The sequence below is a fragment of the Pseudoglutamicibacter albus genome (assembly GCF_031458175.1).
GTDB classification, from domain to species: Bacteria; Actinomycetota; Actinomycetes; order Actinomycetales; family Micrococcaceae; genus Pseudoglutamicibacter; species Pseudoglutamicibacter albus.
This window is the reverse complement of the sequence record NZ_JAVDXX010000001.1, coordinates 886,437-910,223: the sequence shown is the minus strand read 5'-3', so window position 1 is coordinate 910,223 and position 23,787 is coordinate 886,437. Positions and strand designations below refer to the sequence as shown.

Sequence of the window (23,787 nt, the reverse complement as noted above, 5' to 3'; positions counted from 1 at the left end):
CCTGGGTAGATCGCTGAAGCACTAAAGAATCGATAATTGTTATGTTTACTTCTGATAGTTTGCGGCTTTTCACCTCGGAATCCGTGACGGAAGGTCACCCGGACAAGATCTGTGACCAGATTTCCGACGCGATCCTGGATGCGCTCTTGGATAAAGACCCTGAGTCTCGTGTTGCTGTTGAGACTTTGACGACCACGGGGTTGGTTCAGGTTGCCGGTGAGGTCACGACTGACGCCTACGTTGAGATCCCCCAACTTGTGCGCGACACGATCCTGGATTTGGGTTATGACTCCTCCGCGAACGGTTTTGATGGCGCCCGCTGCGGGGTGAATATCTCTATTGGGCAGCAGTCCCAAGAGATCGCTTCTGGCGTGTTCTCGTCTCTAGAAGAACGGCTTGGCAAAGCCAAAGATCCACGTGATGCTCAGGGCGCTGGTGATCAGGGCATCATGTTCGGTTATGCGACCAACGAGAATGACTCTTTCATGCCGACCCCGATCCATTTGGCGCATCGGCTCTCGCAGCAGTTGACGCGTGTGCGCCGCGACGGGGTGTTGCCGGGCCTTCGCCCAGACGGTAAAACGCAGGTCACGATCGGCTATGACGGGGACAAGCCTGTCTCTATTGAGTCTGTGGTGGTCTCAAGCCAGCATGCCGAGGACTATGACTTGGTTTCGGTTCAGTCTGATCTGCATGATTTTGTGGTCAAGCCGGTTCTTGCGACCGAACCGTTGGATTCATCCAATGCCGAGGTTCTGTTGAACCCTTCGGGTAAGTTCATCATCGGTGGCCCGGTGGGCGATGCGGGTCTGACTGGCCGCAAGATCATCGTTGACACCTATGGCGGTTTCGCTCGCCATGGTGGTGGCGCGTTCTCTGGTAAGGACCCATCGAAGGTTGACCGTTCGGCGGCTTACGCTGCACGTTGGGTAGCTAAGAATGTTGTTGCGGCTGGCTTGGCTGATCGAGCTGAGATTCAGGTTGCGTATGCGATTGGGCAGGCCGCCCCGGTTGGTCTCTATGTTGAAACGTTCGGTACCTCCCAGGAGGATCCGGTCAAGATCGCTAGCGCGATCCGTGAGGTTTTCGATCTGCGTCCACTCGGTATCATCGAGGACCTCAACTTGAAGCGTCCGATCTATCGGAAGACGGCCGCGCACGGCCATTTCGGTCGCCCGGACCCTGATTTCACGTGGGAGAACCTGGACCGGGTTGATGCGCTCAAGTCGTATTTCAACCTCTGATTCCCCCATCTAGATCGTGTTGAGCTGGGAGGCCTGTTGACTGAATCGCCAGACGGCGTTTTGTTCGACGCCTCCCAGTTCCGTACTCCGGCTGGTGTCACAGACGCGAAGCCGAAGAAGCCCTCTCAGAAGAAGCCTCGTATTGGCGCTGATCAGTACGCTGAGCATCTCCCGTATGCTCGGGTTCTGGTGGATACCCCGGTTCCGCATCTTGACCGCTTATTCGATTATGCGGTGCTGAAGGAGCAGGATTCCGATGCGGTTGCCGGTGCGCGTGTGCGGGTGGTTTTCGGTGGGCGCAGGGTTAACGGTTACATCGTGGAACGGGTTGCCCAGTGTGATCCTGAGGTCACCCCTAGGCCGCTCACGACGGTTTTCTCACCGCTACCTGTTTTCTCTTCTGAGGTGCGTTCGCTGTGTGAGGCGGTCGCTGACCGGTATGCCGGTACGGTGGCCGATGTTGCGAAGTCTGCTGTGGTTCCTCGTGTTGCCAGGATAGAGAAGGAGCCTTGGGATGGCCCGGTTGAGCTTCCGCTCGCTTGCCCTGATACAGCTCGGTGGGCTAAGGCGTGGGAGGCAGAGGACCCCGAGGCGTGGTTGCTCACTGAGTTGTTGGCAGGTGAGGCTCCCCGGGCTGTTGTAGCGGTCACCCCAGGGGAAGCAACGGCGGAAGCCACGGCGGAAACCTCGGCGCAGACCACGGCGGATGCTGCCCGGCACAACCAGTCGAGTGATACACCGCATCACATCGAGGGCTGGGCGGTGCGCTTGGCAACAGCTGCGGCGGCAACGCTGGCTTCGGGTCGAGGCAGTGTTCTGGTGGTCCCGGATGCCCGAGATCTTGATGCTGTGACGCGTGCGCTGGATGCTGTGGTGGGTGCGGATGCTTATGCGAGGTTATCGGCTGAGGACGGCCCGAGCGCTCGCTACCGGTCCTTTCTTGAGGTGGTGACGGGGCAGAGGAGGATTGCTGTGGGTACGCGGTCTGCGGCTTTCGCTCCGGTGTGGAACCTGGGTTTGGTTGCTATGTGGGATGACCATGATCAAACCCATGTTGAGCAGCGCGCCCCGTATCATCATGCCCGCGAGGTCCTTTTGTTGCGTGCTCAACACAGCGGTTGTGCAGCTGTCTTCGCGTCCTTTGCTCGTAGCTCTGAAGCGCAGCGGCTTGTTGAGACCGGTTGGGCCAAACCATTAAGTGCCGCTCGCCCTGTGTTGCGGGACCGTACCCCATGGGTCAGGGCGACCTCGGATAGTTATGAGTCGGAACGGGACCCTATTTTCCATTCGGTCAGGCTCCCTCGTTTAGCTTTCGAGGTTGCCCGTGCCGGGCTTGAGTCCGGGCCTGTTCTGGTTCAAGTGGCACGCACCGGGTTCATCCCCTTGTTGCGGTGTCAACGCTGCAGAATGCCTGCCCGCTGCCGGCAGTGTCAGGGCCCGCTGCAGTTTTTGGGAGCGAATGATCCTGCGCCGACGTGTGGCTGGTGCGGCTTGATCGAGCGCGCTTTCGCGTGTGAGGAGTGTGGTGGCCGGAGTTTGCGTGCAGGCCATGTTGGGGCACAGCGAACGGTTGAGGAGTTCGGTCGGGCATTCCCGGGAGTACCTGTGGTGCGTGCGACTGGTGCGGATGCACTCCATCACGTGGATGCTAAGCCTCAGTTGGTGATCGCAACACCGGGTGCTGAGCCTCTCGTGGATGGTGGCTATGCGGCCGCGTTGCTCTTGGATGCCGATGCGATGCTTGCCTCCGGTGGGTTGCGTTCGGGGGAGGACGTGGCGCATCGGTGGTTTGCTGCTGCAGCTTTGGTGCGTGGGCGCGAGGCAGGCGGCCAGGTTGTTCTAACGGGCCACCCTTCGCCTCAGGGTAGGGCTTTAGTCCGGTGGGATCCGGCTGGGCTGGCCGCCCAGGAGCTCGCGGAGCGGGCTGAGGTGGGTTTGCCTCCAGCGGTGCGCACGGCGTCGTTGTCTGGGCCGCGTGAGGCCGCGCAGCAGTTCTGCCTCGACATCCAGGCCGTGGATGGAGTGCGCGCTGTAGGGCCAACGCCGGTACAGGGCAGCTCCGAAGGCGGCGTTACGGATACTGCCGAGCAACGGTGGCTGTTGTTCTTCGACTACGCGGCCGGACCCACCGTAACGCACGCGCTACGGCGACGTAAGGCACTAGGGTCGCTGCGGCGCGACCCCAAAGTCACGGTCCGGGTCGACGACCCAACCGAGCTCTAGCCTCACCTATTCGGGCCTGCCGAGCCACGCGCGTATCGCTCTTGCCGCGGCACGTGGGGTTTCATAGTGAATCAGGTGACCCACCTGCGGAATCATCACGAGCCGCGCGTTGGGAAACAGTGCTTCGAGCGCTGTCTGGCTTGCCACCGTGCCGAGCGGATCCCCGGCCCCTGCGATCAGCAGTGTCGGCGCATCGACCTCGGCGGCGGCATCGAGCACCGTGGTGTGCACCGAGGATTCATAGGTTTCCAGTAGCACTTCGGGGCTTGCGAAGCCGCTCATATATGCCCGATGCTGATGCCTGACATACTCCCTCGTGGCCTGATCACGGCTTGTGGTCATGGTGAGGCTCGCCCCGTCAACGAGTGCAGTGGAGCTCAATACCGCGGTGCGCCAGCGCGCTGGAACCCGGGTCCCGAGCTCATAAAGCAAGCGGGTTGCCTGGGTCAACACGATGTGGCGGCCTGCCAGCGGCGGCTCGGAGATCGGGTTGATCAGGATGAGCTGCCCGAAACGCCCCGGATTGGCGGCCATATAGGTTGAGGCGACGACCGAGCCGAACGAGTGGCCGAGCAGGACCGTCTCAGCATCCAGCTCGAGGGCATCGATGAGGGCGTCGATGACTTCGTGAAAGCCTATAGCGCTGTGGCGTGCCTGTTGGGTATCAAACGCGCTAGAGACCCCGTAGCCGGGTAGATCCGGGACAATCCAGGTGTGCTCAGGCATTGCGTTGATGAGGCGGCGTAGGCCGTGATGGTCCCCGCGGAAACCATGGATCGCAAGCACCACACGAGATCCCGCAGCGCCTTGTTCACCTGATGCATTCTGCTGCGCTGGATACACCCACGTGCGCATGCGTGAACCGCATACCGTGAGGTCGAAATACAGCGAGTCCCGGTCATCGTCTAAAGGGCTTGCGGCGAGCGCGAGAGAGTCGGGGTATGGGTGTTTGGTGATGCTGGGTTTACTCACGTTTTAACCTTATGTGTCCAGTAGGTGTTATTGCGGTTTTCGTCTGAGGTTGCGCTTGTTGCCTGAAGTTCATCCGGGCAAGATGGTCGGTATGCATTCCAAGGACCACCACGCCGATACTGATCCAGCCGGCTCTGCTCCAGCCTGCTCCGCTCCACTTACTTCATCTGGGCTCGGCTCTGCTCCGGTAGATCCATCATCCTCGCTTGCTCCACCATTGAATCTAGCAAGGGGTAGGCATGCGGCGGGGACAGCGCCGGTGCGGGCCTCGGTCCAGCGGATCGCGCAGCGTCCGGAAACCGATGTTTTGATCCTTGGTGGCGGTATCAACGGCGCGGCAGCGGCGCGTGAGTTGGCGTTGCAGGGCATCGACGTTGTGCTAGCGGAAGCTCATGACTTCGCATACGGGGCAAGTGGCGCATCCAGCCATATGATTCACGGCGGTATCCGTTACTTGGAGTATGGCGAGTTCCGGCTAGTGAAGGAGTCGGTCCAGGAACGTAACCGTCTTTTGCGTCATGCCGGGCATCGGGTGCGCCCGTTGCCCACGTTCATTCCTTTGCGTACAACCCTCACGGGTCTTTTGAATGCTCCGCTACGTTTTCTCTTCAAGGACTATCGCGGCGTCCCGGCTGAACGCGGGGCGTTGATGATCAAGGCCGGGCTTGTGCTCTATGACACATACTCCCGTGCGAGTAGGAAAGCGGCAGGCCTTAAACGGCATTCCTTCTTGCTGGGGCGTCAAGCTGTACGGCGCGCGTTCCCTGATCTGCGCCCAGATACTCGCTTTGTCGCACAGTATCAAGACGCTCAGGTCGAAAGCCCTGAGCGTCTCATTATCGATCTGCTGAGTGAGGCCGAAGATCACGGGGCCCGCATCGCAAATCAGCTGGCGTTGACCGGCACCACAGCAAGCACTATCGATGCATCCGATGGGATCACGTTGACTGACCAGCTCACTGGCCACCACATCCAGGTTCGGCCCCGCGTCATCATCAATGCCACCGGTAACTGGGTTGACCTCACTAACCGTGCTTTGGGGCATGAAACCTCGTTCATGGGTGGAACCAAAGGTGCACACTTGGTTCTGGATCACCCTCAACTACTTGAAGCATGCCGCGGCGGCGAGATTTTCTTTGAACATCAAGACGGTCGCATCGTGTTGATCTGCCCGCTGGGCGAACGCGTACTCGTCGGAACAACCGACTTACCCGCGGACCCCGGGGAAGTACCCGAATGCTCCGATGAGGAATACGAATATCTGCTTGAGCTCGTCCAGGACATGTTCCCGACGATCCCGATCAGTGACGAGCACGTGGTCCACACTTTCGCTGGGGTGCGGCCGCTACCGCGATCAAACGCTGACGCGACAGGCGCCATCACGCGTGACCACCACATCGTGCACCTGAGCCACAGCATGCGAGGGACCCGCAACGGCCGGGTAAAGAGCATCGAGATCCCGCTGTTGTGCCTTGTGGGTGGAAAGCTCACTACGTTCCGTGCGGTCGGGGAGCAGCTCACCGATCAGGTTTTGGATCAGCTTGACCGCGACCGCATCAGAACCACGCGCGGTCGCGACATCAAAGGGATGATCCGTGGTGATGACCCCACGAAGGACTGCGAAGCAGTGGTTGGTTCCACCTACGCCCGCGCTCTCGTTAAGCGCTACGGTTCGTATGCGAACGAGGTCGCGGACTTCATCGCACACCTCATCGACTCAGGAACAGATCCCGACGCTGCACACCCTCTTGCGCACACGCGGGAGTTGCTGAGAGGCGAGGTCGCGTGGATGGCGGAGCGCGAACACGCCACGAACGCCGAAGACATCCTCAGGCGCCGCACGAACCTGCGTTTCAATGGGATCGTGAGACAGGACACAGCCCTCAGCGTTGAAGCCGGTAAAGATACTGCGGCTCAAGGCGATGTGGGGGAAGATGCACTCGTGCGTGAGATCGAGGAGATCTTGGAGGCCAGTACGGCGCGGGCGTGAGGCCCCTTTGGCTTCACCGCCGAACTGGCACGAGCGTGACCGGCAGGGTCCCCGCTTAGGGTGACTCAAGCGTGTAAAGCCTCGGCGGCCTGTGTTTGGTGCCCTCCAGGAATTCTGAGGTGGCTTTGATCCGAGGCTGGTTTTTGATGCTGCGTTGAAAGTTCCCAGGGTCCAGCTGTTGCCCCTGGATGGTTTCGACGAGTTCACGTAAGTCAGCGAGGATGAACTTCGATGGCAGGCTCGCGTGAGCGAGCTCGTCCAATTCGATTTCGCGCAAGGCTTGCCGGGCTTGAGCGAAGATGTGGCCGTGATCGAAGGCCAGAGGCGGCAAGTCATCGATGTCCCACCAACTCAGCCGTGGGTCCGCTTCAGCGACTTGATACGCGGCATCAACGTCATCCAGGCGCACCATGGACCAGTATGCAACCGTGACCACCCGCAAGCTGCCCACATGCCAGGAATCCTCTGAGATGTCGGGTGAGAGCCCATCTTGCCCAGAGGTGCGGCGCTGGCAAGCGGCGCGATACAGGCCGCCGAACGTGTGTAGCTGTTGCGGCTGATAACCGTTCAAACCGGTGACGCGGGTGAAGATCTCCGCTGCAGAATCATCGAGGGAAAGCGCAGCTTGAACCGGTGCCCCGGGGATCGCGTAGCGGCCGCGGAAGGGCTCACGTACCCGTTCTATGAGCGGAACCTGAATGCGATAGGGCAGTGCTTCAGAGTGGTTTTTGAGCTGAGAACTATCGGTGTTGCTGGAGTCTGCCGGCTTCTTGAAGAAAGCGAAAACGATCACCGAAACCGCCAGTTCGGGCTGGAGGTTACGGCGTTCAGTGACATTAGCCCAGGAGTGCATGCAAGCAACTCTACCTACATATTGTCATGCAAACAATTACATATTGCCGCCACAGCAGGTACTTAGTGTCACTCGCACAATTAGTTATTGCCACCTATACAATTAGTTCCGGTCAGATACACAATAAGTTGTTGTCGCGGCGACAGTAAGCGAATGTCACCCGGACAATTACTTATTGTCACTGCCGCAATAGGCAGGTTTCACCTTGCCTCGAAGCATGGCTGACGTCGCGCTCACCTCGCGCGCTCGCTACGATGCTTTGAGACTCTTAACAACCCACGCACATCATCGAGGGCTTCATGACACAAAAACTTATTGTGGCGATCGATCAAGGCACCACATCCTCCCGGGCTATCGCCTTCGATGAACGCGGTCAGCAGCAAGCAGTGGCCCAACGTGAACATCAACAGCACTTCCCCCTGCCAGGCTGGGTCGAACATGATGCGACCGAAATTCGGGACAATGTCACAGCCGTATTAGCCGAACTGTTGGATACCCTCGGGGAGAGGGCCAGCGCCGTCCAGGGAATCGGCATCACGAATCAACGCGAAACCATCCTTGTATGGGACGCCGCAACCGGCGAGCCCGTAACCCCAGCCATCGTGTGGCAAGATGCACGCACCCAACGCATCGTCGATGAGATGGAAGAAGACGGTGGGCTCGACCGCTACCGCGAAGTCACAGGCCTGCCGCTAGCAACATACTTCTCCGCAACCAAGCTGCGCTGGATCCTCGATACAGACCCGCAACTGCAGAAACGCGCAGAAGCCGGGGAACTCCTTGCAGGAACCATGGACACCTGGGTCATCTGGAATCTCACAGGCGGCCCAGACGGAGGCCTGCACGTGACCGACGTGACCAACGCGTCTCGAACCATGCTCATGAACCTGCGCAAACAAGCATGGGAACCCAGCATCCTCAACGACTTCAACATCCCTGAAGCGATGCTGCCCCGCATCGTGACATCATCCGGGCACATCGGGCACATCAGTAGCGGCAACCCCGGGGCAGGCCTTCCCATCGCAGGAATCCTCGGTGACCAACAAGCAGCCCTCTTCGGACAAGCAGCGTTCAAACCAGGCCAAGCCAAAAACACTTACGGAACCGGCTGCTTCGTTATGTACAACACCGGAACCACACCGGCACGCAGCACCAAAGGCCTCTTGACAACGATCGCCTATCAGCTCGACGGTCAAGAACCCGTCTACGCCTTGGAAGGTTCCATCGCAGTAGCAGGCTCGCTGGTTCAATGGCTACGCGACAACCTCAAGATGTTCGAACACGCCCCACAGATCGAAGAGCTAGCGAGCGAAGTTGAAGACTCCGGCGGCTGCTACATCGTCCCGGCCTTCTCCGGACTCTACGCTCCGTGGTGGCAGCCCGAAGCCCGCGGTGTCATGACTGGGCTCACCCGGTACGTGACCCGCGAACACATCGCACGCGCCGTACTGGAAGCGACAGCCTTCCAAACCGCTGACGTTTTCGACGCCGCCGAAGAAGACGTTGACGGCAAACTCACCGAACTGCGAGTGGACGGCGGCATGGTCACCAATAACGTCCTGATGCAGTTCCAAGCCGACCTGCTCGGTGTCGATGTTCTACGGCCGGCCGTCACCGAAACCACGGCACTCGGTGCCGCTTACGCCGCCGGGCTCGCCGTTGGCGTCTGGAATTCACTGGACGAAATCGAGGAGAACTGGCAATTGGAGCGCACCTTCAGCCGTTCCAAGGACCAACAAAGAGTCGAGCGGAAGAAACGCATCTGGCGCAAAGCCGTCCACCGCAGCTTCGACTGGGTTGATGAAGACGTCCAAGCCGATTCAGGAACCTGATACAGCCGTTATGTGACGTGCACTAAACATGCAGAAACCCGTTTGACACGTAGAATAGGGAACTGCTTTGACTCCTGCCACACGCGCACGAGTTGTCTACGCACAAGCTGACCCACACAGAAGAGGAATACCAGTTGGCTCAGGCCCCTACGCCACAAGAGAACGCCACCTACGATGCGCACGCCATCGAGAAGCGCTGGGCGGGTTATTGGGAAGAAAACAACGTTTTCACACCAACGGATGACGGCTCCCGCGAACGTAAATACGTCCTCGACATGTTCCCTTACCCGTCGGGGGACCTTCACATGGGTCACGCTGAGGCCTTCGCCATCGGTGACGTCGTAGCACGCCACTGGCTACACCAAGGCTACGACGTCTTCCACCCGATCGGTTGGGACTCTTTCGGCCTGCCAGCTGAGAACGCCGCGATCAAAAACGATCAGCATCCGGCCGAATGGACATATAAGAACATCGACACCCAGGCGGAATCGTTCAAACGGTATGCGATTTCCGCAGACTGGAACTCACGCCTTCACACCTCCGACCCGGAGTATTACCGCTGGACCCAGTGGCTATTCCTCGAGCTGTTCAAGCACGGGTTGGCCTATCGGAAGAACTCGCCAGTCAACTGGTGCCCTAAAGACCAGACCGTGCTCGCCAACGAGCAGGTAGTCGATGGCGCATGCGAGCGATGCAAAACCCCAGTCACTAAGAAGTCGCTGAACCAGTGGTACTTCAAGATCACCGATTTCGCTGACCGTTTGCTCGACGAGATGCCTGCGCTGGAAGGGAAGTGGCCCGAGCGTGTGCTTGCGATGCAGCGCAACTGGATCGGCCGGTCCCACGGCGCCAACGTGAACTTCGTGATCGAAGCCAACGCCGGTAAAGACGAACACACCATCGAAGTGTTCACAACCCGCCCCGACACCCTCTACGGCTCAACGTTCATGGTCGTTGCCGTGGACGCCGACCTCGCAGACCAACTGGTCACAGACGAACACCGTGCAGCGTTCGAAGAGTATCGGGAATCAGTCAAAGCCGCCTCCGACATCGAACGCCAATCAACAGAGCGCAAAAAGACCGGCGTGTTCCTGGGCCGCTACGCAACCAACCCGGTATCCGGCGCTTCTGTACCGGTGTGGGCCTCCGATTACGTGCTGGCTGACTACGGAACCGGGGCGATCATGGCCGTGCCGGCCCACGATCAACGCGACCTCGAATTCGCGCTCGCCTTCGATTTGCCAGTGCGCACCGTTGTCGACACGGGGGAGGAAGACCCAGCCGTCAGCGGTGTCGCCACCGTTGGCGACGGCACCCTCATCAACTCCGGCCCGCTCGATGGGCTGAGCAAGCAAGATGCGATAGCTCAAGCCATCGACATCGTCGAGAAGGCCGGTACCGGGCATGAGGCCATCACCTACCGTTTGCGTGACTGGCTCGTTTCCCGCCAACGTTTCTGGGGTGCACCGATCCCGATCATCCACTGCGCATCATGCGGTGAGGTCCCGGTCCCCGAAGACGAACTGCCGGTGCGCCTGCCAGAGGATCTTCGCGGTGAACAGCTTGCGCTCAAGGGCCGTTCGCCGCTTGCTGGGGCCGAAGACTGGGTCAACGTGACCTGTCCTGAATGCGGTGGTCCGGCTCTGCGCGATACCGATACGATGGACACGTTCGTGGACTCCTCGTGGTACTACTTGCGTTTTGCCTCGCCGCAGAATGACCAGGCGGCTTTCGACACCGAGGCCGTCAAACGCTGGTTGCCGGTTGATCAATACGTCGGCGGTGTTGAGCATGCGATCCTGCACTTGCTGTATTCACGCTTCATCACCAAGGCACTACAGAGCTTCGGCTACCTCGATTTCAGCGAGCCGTTCAGAGCGTTGCTGAACCAGGGCCAGGTTTTGAACCAGGGCAAGGCGATGTCCAAGTCGCTCGGCAACGGCGTGAACCTGGGCGAACAGCTCGATCAGTTCGGTGTGGATGCCGTCCGTTTGACCATGGTTTTCGCATCCCCTCCCGAAGACGATGTCGACTGGGCGAATGTTTCGCCATCAGGTGCTACCAAGTTCCTGGCACGTGCCTGGCGTATTGCCCAAGACGTGAGCAGCGCGGCAGGAACGGACCCGGCTGGTGGAGATCAAGACCTGCGTTCGGTAACGCACAAGATCCTCGCCGAATCGCTCGAGAACCTTGAGAACGGGAAGTTCAATGTTGTTGTGGCTCACGCGATGGAGCTCACCAACGCAACCCGTAAGGCCATCGATTCCGGTGCTGGCCCAGCGGATCCGGCTGTGCGCGAGGCAGCTGAGGTCATCGCATTGCTTCTGAGCCTCGTCTCCCCATACACCGCTGAGGACATGTGGCACATGCTCGGCCATAGCCAGCCGATTGCCCGCGTACCATACCCAGCGGTGGATGAATCCCTGCTCAAGGAAGAGACCATCACCGCCGTGGTTCAGGTCAAGGGTAAAGTCCGCGGCAAACTCGAGGTCCCGGTGGACATCTCTGAAGAGGACCTGCAGGCCCGCGCGCTCGCCAACCCAGATGTCCAGCGTTTCATTGGCGATCAAGAGATCCGCAAGGTCATCGTGCGCGCACCTAAGCTGGTTTCGATTGTCGTCTGATGTCTGACCGTTTATCGTCTCTCGCGCGCCGGTTGCCCTCCTCTTTGGAGCGGCATCCGGCGCGTGGGCAACCACGCTTGGGCCACCGCATCGCTGCGCTAGCTCGGGCGTATTCTGGCCGCCGCCCGCGTACGTGGATCATCACTGACTCTGCAGCAGGTCTGAGCGATGAAGTGGTTGCGAGCTACCGCGGCTATCTCTCGGTTGTCCCGATGCACGTGACCGTTGGCGGGCAGGTCTATAACGATGGCGACCCGGACTTGCAGCGTGCTCTTGCAATGGGTTTTGCGCTTGGCCAGTCGGTTTCAACGTCCAGGCCCGCACCAGGGAAATTCCGCGAGGCTTACGATCATGCGGTAGAGAACGGTGCGGAGCGGATCATCGTGATCACGATGGCCGGCAGGCTCTCTAATACAGCCGATTCGGCGCGCCTTGCGGCAGAACAATGCAGGGTTGAGGTCGATGTGATCGATTCCTGCAGCGCCGGCTTCGGTCAGGCACTGGCTGTGGTTTCCGCGGCCGATGCCGCGATGACGGGGCGTGATCCTGTCGAAGCCGCGCAGCATGCGATGGGTTCACACATCTGGCTGACGGTCCCGTCGCTAGACGCGCTGCGAAAGGGTGGGCGCGTCACGATCGCGGCGTCTGTCCTGGGTAATTTACTAAGCATCCGGCCCATCTTGCGGTTCGACGATGCCGGAAGCATCAGCGTGTTGGAGCGCGTGAGGCACACCGACCGCGCGTTGCAGCGGCTCGCTGAGCTGGGCATTGCGCACGCGGGTGAGGCCGAGCCGGGCGACGTTCAGGTCGCCGTTCAGCATTTCGCCGCGGAAGAAGCGGCGATCGAGGTTGCCGATGCTCTCGAGCCTCATACGTCCTGGCCTGTCACCATCTCACCGCTACCGTCGGTTCTGGCCGCTCATTGCGGGCCAGGCGCGATAGGCCTGGTCGTGCACAGAGTCATGCAGAGCAAGGCTGACGACTAAGGGTTATCACCGGAACCCTCATCGAGCGGATCGCCGTCGACTGCTGTGTAGTCAGCGAGACGCCCCCGGACACGGCGCCGCCCCGCTGGCGCTTCAACATGCGCGACAGGGTCATCGCAGCACTCGCGAGCGCAGTGGTCATCCCTGAAGCCGGAGTGCGCTCCGGCGCGCTCTCGGTCGCGCAGCTCGCGCACGGCATGGCTCGGCCTGTTGGTGTAGTGCCGGGGGTCGGTCACAAGCGCAGCGAGCGCGGGTTGCCACATGCTCGTGCAGCAGGGCACAGCGCGGCTCGTGGGAGACGGCGCTGACGTACTGGGGTTACTTGGACGAGGCGCAAAGAAGCAGGACACAGCATGAGGTCCCAGGATGACGGCCTCGCCGTCCACGTCAGGGCGCGCAGCCTGGTGATCGACCGCGGAGGCGCAGTCGTGATACCGCTCCACACGGCTCCTGACTTCGCGACGAGGGCAGCTGAGCTCGCTCTCGGCGGCGCAGTTCGCTTCGCTGGGTTCAATCAGCTCGGGCACGCCGTGTACCGATTAGAGAAAGAAGTGAACCGACGATGACATGGGCAATGCACCGCGAAGCGGTATCTCTCCGGCTTAGCGATATCGAGCTGGAGGGAGAGTTCCACTACGACTCTGTAGAGAGCAGCCTGTATCTTGTAGACCCCGAGCCTGGCGAGGATGAAGTCCTCACAGTGAGCTTGCTCCGGGACGGCTATTTCGCGTTCCCCGGCGAGATATCCGTCCGCGACTACAGCGAGCACTTCGGCCTGCCGGCGGCTCTCGTGGCCGCTGGCATCTGCGGGGAAGTCGAGGAAATCAGCATCGGGCCATTCGGCTCGTGCGTGGTGAGGATGAGGGTGATCGTCTGAGCCCCAGCAGGCGCACACGCGAAAGCAAAGACCCCGAGGCGTGACGCCTCGGGGTCTTTGCTTTAAGCATCGTTCCACACCTCGCGGAGAGTGTCCTCCGCTGAGGGCATCACCTGCTGCATCGGTGATGTTGCCCAGGTGGAAGATACCGGGTCATCGGGAAACTCGTATCTCCCGCTGGTGAGAAATCACTAAACGAATGGCGCTGCTTCCTCCCGGGTGTGGGCAACCGAGCATCTGAGCGTGCCGCATCCGTAGGTATGAACCGCGCCCCAGCACGAGGAAGGCCACGACCATCGCATCGAAGCCGGCAAACCTTCGCCGTTTCCGACAGGAGCTGCCCACGCTCGATGCATCCGAGTGGCTCACGGTCTAACCCAAGTTCCGAGTGAGCCGCCCGTCCTGGTCTACCACCCGACCATTCTTGACAGCTCGGTCGATCGCCTGGTTCAGGCGCGCATCGAGGATCGAGCCGTTCCTGTTCCAGCCGTAAAGCCTCGCGATCTGCACCGCGACCTCCGAGCGGGAGGCCCCGCCGACGTCTTGGACTAGGAGCTCGACGGCCCTCGCGAACTCGTCGATATGGACTTGCGCCGGCTTGCGCTGATTGCCCTTGCTTCGGACCTTCGTGACCGGTCGGCCCGGGAGGTCGATGAAGTCGCCGTCGCGTACGACATCGGCCATCTCGATCGCCAGGTCGATGTTCTCCTTCATCCTCTGGGAGATCCTGCCGATGTACCACCAATCTCTGATCCGCTCAAGGACCAGCGCCATGTGGACCGGCCCTTCGGTCCTCGCGAGGTTGAACAGCGGCTCGATCAGGTACACGTGGCTGCCGGGCTCGCCCGCGTCGGCCCATAGCGGCAGGTCCTGTTCCGCAACCTTCTTGTAACTCACGGCCCAGTCCTGGGACGCCTCCGACTGCGCGGGCACAGTCTCGACGTCCGGGCGCACCAGCTCGGGACGGCTCCGCCTCATTGCTGAGGTCGTGCCTGCGATGGCGTCCTCGATCGCGGTCCGGAGACGCTGCTCCTCCGAGGCCCTATCCCGATACCAGGATGTGCCCCAGATCCGGTGTAAGGTCCATCCGAGCCCCTCGAGTACTTGGTCGCGCAGGCGGTCACGGTCGCGCGCTGTGGGCGACGAGTGGTACTGGTAGCCGTCGCACTCGACCCCGATCGCGAATACGCCGGGCTTCGCGGGGTGCCGAACGGCGAGGTCGATACGGAAGCCCGCAGCGCCGACCTGGGGCTCCACTTTGTACCCCCACGACTCGATCGTGCGGATCACCGACTCTTCGAACGGCGACTCCGGCATGAGCCCCGTCGCTGAGGACTGGGTACCAAGCACCTCGATGCCGCGCTTCGCAAAGTCGAGGTAGGCCCGCAGCGCCTCGACGTTCTCGTTCTGCGAGGCGGGGATGTCGTGCGCCTCCATCGAAGACACGACCTCGATGCGCTGCCTCGCTCGCGTGATGCCGACGTTCAGTCGCCGCCATCCTTTCTCCTTGTTGAGTACGCCGAAGTTTGTCGAGACCTTTCCTGCCTCGTCGGGGCCGTAGCCCACCGAGAAAATGATCACGTCACGCTCGTCGCCTTGCACTGACTCAAGCGACCGGACGAAGAAGCCGTCGAGGCGGTCGCTCTTGTCGAAGTGCTCGTCGAGGTCGCGGTGCGACTCCCTGAGCTTGTCGACGGCCGCGATCACCGCCGAGGCCTGCGCCACAGAGAACGTGACCACCCCGAGCGAGGCTCCGGGCCTCGTCCGATAGTGATGGATTACTCGCTCGGCGACGACTTTGGCCTCACGCGGGTTGTCTGCGCCGCCGCCTCGCCTGTACAGGCCGTCCGCCAGGAAGAACTCCACACCGACGTCCGGGCCATCCTCTTGCGCCGAGGGGTAAGTTACCAGATTACCCTCGTAGAAACGGTAGTTCGAGAATGCGATCAGCGCCTCGTGGCGGGACCTGTAGTGCCATCGCAGACCGAGGTTCCGGAACGCACCGGCCGACTTCGCCAGCTCCAGGATGGACTGGAAGTCCTGCACGTCGGAGTCGAGCTCCACATCCTCGTCTGTCTCCGTTGCACGATCAAAGAACGACGTCGGAGGCAGCTGCTTGTCGTCGCCTGCAAGTATGAATGCGCGTCCACGGTAGATGCAGTTGATCGAGTCCCCGGGGGTAACCTGCGAGGCTTCGTCGAAGATCACCACGTCAAACTTCATGTCGGACGGCAGATACTGAGACACAGCGAGCGGCGACATCATGAATACGGGTTTTATCGCCTGGACAGCGTTTCTGGCCTCCGAGATCAGGGACTTCACGGACATGTGCCGACGCTGCTTCATCCCTTCCCTCCGGAGGAGAGCTGGTTCTCCCAGCGACGTGTTCGATGGACGGCGCGCATTCGCCGCCCGGACAATGTCGCCGGTGGCGGCAGCTATGACCTCGAGGTCCAGTGCCTTGAACTCGTCGACGAGCGCCTCCCTGTCCGTCGCCAGGAGCGGGTGTAGCCGCTCGTCGTCCCGGATCTGTGCGTCGGCCCATGCCCTGAGGAGCGCCCGCTCCACAACCCGCGGCACGTCCGATGCCGGGACCCGCATCTCGATGCAGAACTCGATGGTCGAGTCCAGGTCGTGCATCCTCAGGTACTCGCGGATCTCCGTGTAGTCGAACCATTCTTGCTGCCCGACCGTGTCAGAGCCGAGCTCCTCTATGAGACCCGCGGCGCCGTCGAACTCCGCGAACTCTTCGAGAAGTTCCTCCCTGCGCGAGGGCGCGAAAGCTCCGATCACTGCGTCGCGATCGCCTTCCCACTTCGCGAGTGACCCAGGCAGAGCTGAGACGGGGGTGGACGAGACTAAAGCGGTCAGCTGCTCCGGCGTCAGTGCACCCGTCGGAGCCGCGCTCCGGATGCGCTTGGCCCACGAGATCACCGAATCGATGCGGTCAAGGTCCGTCGCAGATCCCTGGAACAGCGCCCCGAAGCGCTCCTCGTACTCCAATCTGGAGGCGTCCAGGCCCGCCGCGACGTCGCGGGCGTCCTTGCAAGAGCGGAGGATCGTGACCGATTGGTCGACTGTGTGGTCGCAGCCGGTCACCGCGTTCACCGCTTCGACCACCGAGAGCGCGTCCGCGTTGGGTTCCTGGTGCGCCTCGATCCAGTCCAGTGATGCCTGCATCGGCAACGTAAGCAGCTCCTGCCGACCCGTGAGAGCCGGAGCAGGTCCGAGAGAGCTCCGCCAGGAACCGAGCGCCGCGGAAGCGGCCGCGGCCATCTCCTGGTGAGCGGGCTCAGGAACCCCAGCAGTGAAGTACTCCACGGTCTTCGGCTGCACGGTACCGCCCGACAACGCGATCACCTCGTCGGCGACACCAAACAACCGGTCCAGGCCTTCCCAATCGGTGTCGCGGCCCTGCCAGTGTCTGCCAAGTGCCTGCGAGTGCACTACGCCAACGCTCTCAAATGCTTCAGTGGCTTCGGACCACGCGATGGCCTCGGAGAGCCGTGAGATACCCGACTTCACTTGGGAAGCATCCGCCAGGAGAGCTGCCACAGCCTTCTTGTCGGTGCGATATGCCCCTGAGAGCTTCCGCAGCCCAGTATGCAGATTGCTGAATCTGTCCTGAAGCTCCCGCAGCGGGGCACCAAGTGCTTCAGCCGTGTACAACGAATGCGCGCGCCCTTCGGCCCTGTCGAGCTCCATCGCCTTCAGTCGAATCTCTGCAGCGGCGCTTCTCGCGGCTTGAAGGCCTGCAGGCGTCAGCCAGGTAGTCTCCAGCAAAGCTCCATTAGCCCTCAGATCGATCATCCGCACCACGCGGTCTGCCTCGGAGTACGAGCTCGGCTCAGGGAGGCCAGCTATCTGTGCGAGCCCTCGTAGCGACGTTACGGCCGAGGCCAGACCCGCAGCATGGTGTGACAAGTATTTTCCGAAGACACGTAGCTGCTCAGCATTCTGGGATCCGAGCTCGATGCTGCCTGCAACAGCGGGCTGGACAACCTCGGAGGGCGCGTTCTGAGGAAAAGAGCTGTATGGAACCCCGCTCAGTTCCTTCACCGCGGTGGCTTTTGCCTGGTAATCCTCGAGCAGGGAACCAAGCTCGGCTCGGCTCGCCTCAATGGGGGCGAGGTCGGCGGCAATCAGCCAACGGTCATCGGCCGATGCCGGGCGCTCGGAATGCTGCAAATCCAGCAACTCAATCAGCTGTTTAGCTCGGTCCGGCCGGTCCAGATCAAAGGACCTAACCAGCTCGAAGTTGACCTGCATCGTGCCGCGGAGCTCCTGTAGCGCCCGTTCGGCGGCCCACAGGCGTGCCTCGAGCGAGGTCTCGTCGACGATATCCCTCCAAAGGAACGACCTGCCCTGGGCTGCGGGCCTCCAGTTTCGTTCTAACCTGCGGAGCGCATCGCGGAGGTCAGAAAGCCCGGCCTGGTCGAGCCCCAGCGGCGAGCGCTCCGGGACCGGAGCAGCAGGCACATCGACGAGACCCGCAAGTAGCCCAAGGACGTCGTGCAACGACAGTTCAAGTGGCGACCGGTTCTCGTTCATCGCTGACGCGTAAGCGTTCAGCCGCTTTCGCTTGTCGACCAGCGAGGCCCGCGACGGCGCCGACATCCCGCTCGGCGGCTGCGCCACGTTCTCCAGCGTCTGAAGCAGTTCGGCCGCGACCTCGCGCCTGTTGGCCTTGTGCGAGTGTAGCTCCAGAAGGTAGCTTCCGAGCCCGGCATCTTTCAACCTGTTCCGCACGACGTCGAGCGCGGCGATCTTCTCCGATACGAACAGCACGGACTTCCCCGAGTGCATCAGCGCGCCGATCATGTTCGCGATCGTCTGTGACTTTCCCGTGCCCGGAGGACCGTCCATGACGAAGCTGCGCCCGGCGAGAGCCGCGGCCACCGCTGCGCGCTGCGAAGAGTCCGCGTCGAGCACGAACGGCGTCTTCTCCGGTGGAGCGCTCTCGTCGATGTCCGCGGGATCGATCGGATCGAACTGGAACTCGTCAGTCTGGCTTGTTGGGTCACCATTGGCGAGTGCCTGCACGACCGGGTGGTCTGAGATGACCTCCTGATTGTCAAGCAGGTCTTTGTACATCGCCTCCTTAGTGAAAGAAAAGGTTGCGAGGTGAGCCTCTGGACGGAGCTCCCAGCCTTTGAGATCCGGAGCCGCTGACAGACGCTTCCTGAACAACTCGAGGATCTCCGAAACTCGAAGATCCTCTACTTCCTCGAGCAAAGGACAGACCACCCCGAACTCGGCTAGCCTCAACGGCAGTGCCGAGTTGAGAACGGCATCGTCATCGCTGCCCACGAGCTTCGGAGTCGCACGCGGACCCTCGGGTATGAGCTCAACAGGGACCAGGTACAGGGGGCTCGCCATGTCCGAGCCGTCGACGTCCTTCCAGCGGAGCATACCGAATGCGATGTAGAGAACCGAAAGTCCGCGGTCGAGGAACTCCTGATTCGCCTTGCGCATCAGAGTGCGCGCAATAGTTCCGATGTCGCTGTCCGGTCTGGGGATATGGAGCGCATTGCGACCGAGCGGAGGTCTGACGAGTCGCTCCTCTCCGTCCTCGTCAACTTCGAGTTGGTCGCCCTGTAACACGAGCGGTTTTCCGGAGGCAACGAGGCCCTGCAGCCCGTCCAGATCCGGTGTGTCGAAGGTGAGTGACGACCTCTTCGGGGGATTGAACCTGATCAACCGACTACGGCGATCGAGACCCACCAGACTCTCTCGCCACACTTTCAACGCTTCCAGCGTCGCTCGCTTCCCCGCCACTGATCACCCTCGATTCCTGTGTGCTCATAGGCCCATCCGGTAACGCCGAGATGAACCAATTAGCTTCACTTTAGTAGAGCCCGACGACATCGAAAACTCCGAAAGAACACTGACCGGTGCTCGGAGCAGCAATTTGCGGTGGTGCTAGTCAGCGGACTCCTCAGCGAGCACCGCGTGCACGCTAGCCACCGAGACGTCGAGCACCCGGGCGATCACCCTTATCGACTCGCCCTTCTCGCGGCGTGACAGGATGATCGCGCGCTTGTCATCGTCGATCACCCGTGGCCGCCCGCCGACCTTGCCACGCTTGCGCGCGGCTTCGAGACCGTTCTTCGTCTTGCAGCTGATGTCGCGCCGGCGGTCCTCCGCCAGTGCGAGCGCCAGATCGAGGATCAACGACCGCTCAGCGTGTTGGAGCGCGTGAGGCACACCGACCGCGCGTTGCAGCGGCTCGCTGAGCTGGGCATTGCGCACGCGGGTGAGGCCGAGCCGGGCGACGTTCAGGTCGCCGTTCAGCATTTCGCAGCCGAAGAAGCCGCCATCGAAGTCGCCGATGCGCTTGAGCCCCATACGTCATGGCCCGTGACAATTTCGCCACTGCCATCGGTTCTGGCCGCCCACTGTGGGCCAGGCGCAATCGGCTTAGTAGTGCACCGAGTTGTGCACGAATCCAACCCAGGGAACCAGAATCTGGACAACTGAGGCACTGCGCTGAACGCCTCACCTGGAGTTCAGGGGTCAAGTCCTTGCCGACAAGTCCTGCCCTAGAGCCCTGGGCTTGAGGTTTGCTGTTAGCACTCTTACTGTTGGCGGCCGATCCACTATCCCCAGCGCTAGTGGCACCGGGGCCTCATCCACAGCCGCCGCATCGGGCTTGTGATTCTTCTTAGCCTGAGGGCATGAGCCCGCAACATCTACGCCAACCGAATGAGACAGATTCCTATGACGATTACGCATGGCTAGACGAACCACCTCGCCGCCCACTCCTTGGACGCTGGGGGATCGGCGCGCTCGCACTCGCTCTGTGTGTTCTGCTGGCTGTGCTTGGCTACCGCTTCTTCATTGCCAACAACGGTGCGCTCACATCAGCCGGCGTGGTCGCAGCCAACGGGCAAGCACCTGCACAGCCTGAAGCTGATTCTCGCTCGACACCTCGAGACGCCAGTTCCGGGCCGGGTAGTACAGATAGTCCTGACCACGCCCCCAAACAGGGGCCAGCTCAACAGGCCGCTGGCGGGCTTCTGCGGGTCCATGTTGTGGGTGCAGTGAAGAAGCCTGGCCTCTATGAACTGGATCAAGGTGCAATCACTGCAGACGCAATCAAGCAGGCGGGTGGGATGACCCGGGCGGCCGATCAAGCCGGCATCAACTTGGCGGCACCGGTCAACGATGGCGAACAAATTCGGGTGCCACGCAAAGGTGAACACGCCAGCAACGGGCCTGTTAGCGGCGGTGGCGGGAGTGACGGTAGCGGCAAGACCGGCCGGCTCAACACCGGCGGGGGCTCCTCCGGACCAGGCGCCGGCGGGAAAATCATTGTGCGCATCAACTCGGCCAGCTCTGAAGAGCTTCAACAACTGCCAGGCGTTGGGCCAGCGCTCGCCCAAAGAATCCTCGACTTCAAGGCTCAACACGGACCGTTCCGTGGACCAGCAGATCTTGATGCGGTCTCCGGTATCGGGCCAGCGATCTTGAGCAAGATCGAGCCGATGGTCTCCTATGACTAGCGAACCACCTGCCCGATTAGGCGGCTATGCCGAACGCGCCGCCGTATCCTCAACCTCTCTCCATCCTCTAAAGCCATACCCTCAACGATCCCTCCAACCGTTAGCGCCAGCGCTTTTATCCGGTACTGCCGCATGCGTTGCGGTGTGCTGGGTCTATACGGTGCACGGCTTCCCACCCGGATTCGCTTGGGGAGCAGCCCTAACGTGTGCGGTGCTGGCCGGTGTCCTGTTCTTTGTGCTGCGCATGAGAACACATTCGGCGCATAGCCATCGCAGGCAACAGCGCCCGCGGCACCCTAGCTTTCGGGGCTCACATGCACTTTCTCATGCGATCCTGGCGTTGATTATGCTGAGCGCAACTTTCTCATCCTGCGCACTCGATGCTCAAGGCCGGCTGAACGCGCAAGCGTTCATATCGGATGCCCCGTTACAAGCCCGGCTCGAAGTCACGGAGGCCCCGCGGGATATTGGGCCATCAATGCTGACGCATGTTTCTGTAACGCCGTTAGTTCAGGCTGGCCCGAGCCTCAGAGAGGAAAGCAAGCCCCGCCACAATACGCCGAGATTCGAGGCCGTGATCTTTACGCCGAGCTCGCAGATTCCCGAGAACGCAGCGGTGGGTACACAGTGGACGGCGTGGATACGTGTGAAGGCTCACCGTGAACGTGCATCCGAACCCGTGTCCGTGGCTGTACTCTCGCCTCCGGTGGATGAGGCGTCCGCTCCCGCGGGGTTTAGCGCGTGGGTCAGAGCGAATCTGCAGAAGCTAGGGCAACGGTGGGGAGGCGAAACCGGCGCACTCATCCCAGGCCTGATTGTGGGGGATCGCTCCAGCCAGTCTGTAGAGCTGTCTGCTTCCATGGTCGTATCTGGGCTGAGTCATCTCACCGCGGTATCCGGGGCGAACGTTGCGGCGATGGTCCTCGTCGTGACCTCACTGTGTCGGCTTGTGCGGCTACGAGGCATAGCCCGCTATGCGGTGATCCTTGCGGTGATCATCACCTTCGCGCACATCGTGGGCCCTGATCCATCGGTCCTTCGAGCATGCATCATGGGCGCGGTGGGCGCCTTCGCAGTCACTGTTGGCAGACCAGCCGCCGCAATCGCTCTGCTAGCTCTGGCAGCAACAGTGCTTCTACTACTAGACCCCTGGATGCTGGTTGCACCCGCGTTCCAGCTCTCCGTCCTAGCGACGTTCGGGATCTTGATCGGATCCCATCCACTTGCACAACTGTTGCAAGGCCTCAAGTTTCCACGGCTCTTCGCCGAAGTCACCGCCGTCTCAGCTGCCGCAACCATCGCATGCACACCGGTCCTCGTGGCGATGGACCCTGCTCAATCCTTGTGGGTCGTCCCTATCAACGTTCTAGCGAGTCCCGCTGCCGCACTCGTTGGGCTCGCGGCTCCAAGTGTCATGTTGCTCGGCTGGATTCCCTGGCCGTGGGGCTGGCCATTAACTGCATGTGTGGGGCTGCCGGCACACGTCATCACAATGCTGGCACGGTTCTCAGCCGAACACGCACCCATGCATCACTGGCCGGAAATGCCGTGGGGTTTCTTGCTTGCGGCCATAACGTGTTGGGTTCTGCCCGCAACACTGCTGGTTCTTGCGCAACGCGCGCGGCCCGATGTTCTTCGGGCGTGGCTTTCGCACGTGCGTCTTGACCTCCAGGCCCGCCGCTCAGCGTCCACGATCGCAGCGGCCCCATCACCATATACAGGGCACCGTCAACCCGGGGTTGGCCACAGCCAGCGAGGGTTTAAACAAGGCCCACCCAAGTTTGGGCGGCGCCCTGCTGCGATCCTTCTCTCGGCTTCGGTCATCGTTTCTTTCGTGTTTGTTCTGGCGAGCTTCATCCGAGCACCTGACCCAGCCCTGAGCCGCGCTCAGGCTGGGGACATCCTGTTTTGCGATGTCGGGCAAGGGGATGCGCTCGCGGTGATAGGGGATGAGAACAACGCGCTACTGATCGATGCAGGGCCAGACCCAACACACATCGATGCCTGCTTGAGCCGAGCCGGCATCACCAAACTCTGCGGCGTGGTGATAACCCACCTGGACCTTGACCACGTGGGTGGGCTTGACGGCGCTCTCAACACGCGAGAACTCAGTGGGGAGGTCATCTATGGGACAGCTAAGAGGCGTCCTCCCGTCGAGCAGGCCCGGCGAGCGCTGGAAGGGGAGCAGATGACGTGCGGTCCGTGGAGCGTCGATGTGCTGTGGGCACCGCAGCAGGCCAGCAGTGAGAATGGTGCATCTGTCGTGACGCGTGCCCGCATGATTCACGGTGATGGTTTGGGGGTCGAATTGATCAACACGGGTGATCTGGAGTCCGAGCAAGCTCAGCTGATGTTGCGATCGCATAAGTTGGAACGATCTACCGGTGACCTGCGTGTTCTGAAGGTGGCCCACCATGGTTCGGCTACGGGTGGAACTGAGCTCATTGAAGAGTTTCAGCCTGACCTCGCGCTGATCGGTGTAGGCGCTGATAACGATTACGGCCATCCCCGCCAAGTCATTCTTGAGGCGCTGTATCGGGCGAATGTGAGCGTTCATAGAACTGATCAGGAAGGCACCATTATCGTCAGGCCTGTCTCAGGAACGGAAGAAGCTGATAACCGTGTGGGCGCGCAGGTGCTTCACGAGCGCTCCCCAGCAGGTAGCATTCGATAGGTAGAAT

General features: G+C 61.2%; 16 protein-coding genes. 12 read left to right on the top strand and 4 right to left on the bottom strand.

Translation table 11 applies throughout. From position 1 onward, the window contains the following. Positions 1-41 precede the first annotated feature (41 nt). Entirely contained in the window at positions 42-1,244 is a 1,203-nt protein-coding gene (gene metK / locus J2S67_RS03980; protein WP_310246528.1) for a methionine adenosyltransferase, read from the top strand. Between the two features lie 36 nt (positions 1,245-1,280). Continuing rightward, entirely contained in the window at positions 1,281-3,467 is a 2,187-nt protein-coding gene (locus tag J2S67_RS03975) for a primosomal protein N' family DNA-binding protein (protein ID WP_310246526.1), read from the top strand. Positions 3,468-3,473: 6 nt separating this feature from the next. Here the strand turns inward: J2S67_RS03975 and J2S67_RS03970 are convergent, their stop codons facing one another. Continuing rightward, positions 3,474-4,439 carry an alpha/beta fold hydrolase gene (locus J2S67_RS03970; protein WP_070492186.1) on the bottom strand — a complete coding sequence of 322 codons (966 nt, stop codon included), beginning with the start codon at positions 4,437-4,439 and terminating at the stop codon, positions 3,474-3,476. A 58-nt stretch (positions 4,440-4,497) separates the two neighbouring features. Between J2S67_RS03970 and J2S67_RS03965 the strand changes: the two genes are divergently transcribed. Continuing rightward, positions 4,498-6,429, top strand: a complete 1,932-nt coding sequence (locus J2S67_RS03965) for a glycerol-3-phosphate dehydrogenase/oxidase (RefSeq protein ID WP_310246523.1) — start codon at positions 4,498-4,500, stop codon at positions 6,427-6,429. A 55-nt stretch (positions 6,430-6,484) separates the two neighbouring features. Here the strand turns inward: J2S67_RS03965 and J2S67_RS03960 are convergent, their stop codons facing one another. Continuing rightward, on the bottom strand, positions 6,485-7,282 hold the full coding sequence (locus J2S67_RS03960; RefSeq protein WP_310246521.1) for an NUDIX hydrolase: 798 nt from the start codon (positions 7,280-7,282) through the stop codon (positions 6,485-6,487). Positions 7,283-7,581: 299 nt separating this feature from the next. Here J2S67_RS03960 and glpK point away from each other — a divergent pair, with 299 nt between their 5' ends. From glpK to J2S67_RS03930, 6 genes are all read left to right on the top strand, one after another. Next, complete coding sequence (glpK, locus tag J2S67_RS03955) at positions 7,582-9,114, top strand: glycerol kinase GlpK (protein WP_310246518.1); 1,533 nt, start codon at positions 7,582-7,584, stop codon at positions 9,112-9,114. Positions 9,115-9,248: 134 nt separating this feature from the next. Beyond that, a complete protein-coding gene (leuS, locus tag J2S67_RS03950; protein ID WP_310248721.1) occupies positions 9,249-11,738 on the top strand; it encodes a leucine--tRNA ligase in 2,490 nt (829 codons plus the stop codon). Beyond that, a complete protein-coding gene (locus tag J2S67_RS03945; RefSeq protein ID WP_310246516.1) occupies positions 11,738-12,724 on the top strand; it encodes a DegV family protein in 987 nt (328 codons plus the stop codon). The genes leuS and J2S67_RS03945 overlap by 1 nt, the downstream gene beginning before the upstream one ends. 5 nt (positions 12,725-12,729) lie before the next feature. Then, positions 12,730-13,032, top strand: coding sequence for a DNA-processing protein DprA (locus J2S67_RS09845; protein ID WP_377650354.1), 303 nt, complete (start codon positions 12,730-12,732; stop codon positions 13,030-13,032). 45 nt (positions 13,033-13,077) lie between these two features. Then, on the top strand, positions 13,078-13,290 hold the full coding sequence (locus J2S67_RS03935; protein ID WP_310246511.1) for a hypothetical protein: 213 nt from the start codon (positions 13,078-13,080) through the stop codon (positions 13,288-13,290). A gap of 8 nt (positions 13,291-13,298) precedes the next feature. Further along, positions 13,299-13,601, top strand: coding sequence for a hypothetical protein (locus tag J2S67_RS03930; RefSeq protein WP_310246507.1), 303 nt, complete (start codon positions 13,299-13,301; stop codon positions 13,599-13,601). A gap of 372 nt (positions 13,602-13,973) precedes the next feature. Here the strand turns inward: J2S67_RS03930 and J2S67_RS03925 are convergent, their stop codons facing one another. Next, positions 13,974-19,325: a DUF4011 domain-containing protein gene (locus J2S67_RS03925; protein WP_310246505.1), complete on the bottom strand. Its 5,352-nt coding sequence runs from the start codon at positions 19,323-19,325 to the stop codon at positions 13,974-13,976. 198 nt (positions 19,326-19,523) lie between these two features. Further along, positions 19,524-19,775, bottom strand: coding sequence for a helix-turn-helix domain-containing protein (locus tag J2S67_RS09840; protein ID WP_377650097.1), 252 nt, complete (start codon positions 19,773-19,775; stop codon positions 19,524-19,526). Positions 19,776-19,787: 12 nt separating this feature from the next. Here J2S67_RS09840 and J2S67_RS09835 point away from each other — a divergent pair, with 12 nt between their 5' ends. From J2S67_RS09835 to J2S67_RS03910, 3 genes are all read left to right on the top strand, one after another. Then, complete coding sequence (locus tag J2S67_RS09835; protein WP_377650094.1) at positions 19,788-20,081, top strand: DegV family protein; 294 nt, start codon at positions 19,788-19,790, stop codon at positions 20,079-20,081. A gap of 197 nt (positions 20,082-20,278) precedes the next feature. Continuing rightward, the gene (locus J2S67_RS03915) at positions 20,279-21,106 is read left to right on the top strand and encodes a helix-hairpin-helix domain-containing protein (protein WP_052048318.1); all 828 of its coding nucleotides are present in this window, start codon (positions 20,279-20,281) and stop codon (positions 21,104-21,106) included. Positions 21,107-21,452: 346 nt separating this feature from the next. Next, entirely contained in the window at positions 21,453-23,780 is a 2,328-nt protein-coding gene (locus J2S67_RS03910) for a ComEC/Rec2 family competence protein (RefSeq protein WP_310246499.1), read from the top strand. The last annotated feature ends 7 nt before the right edge of the window (positions 23,781-23,787 follow it).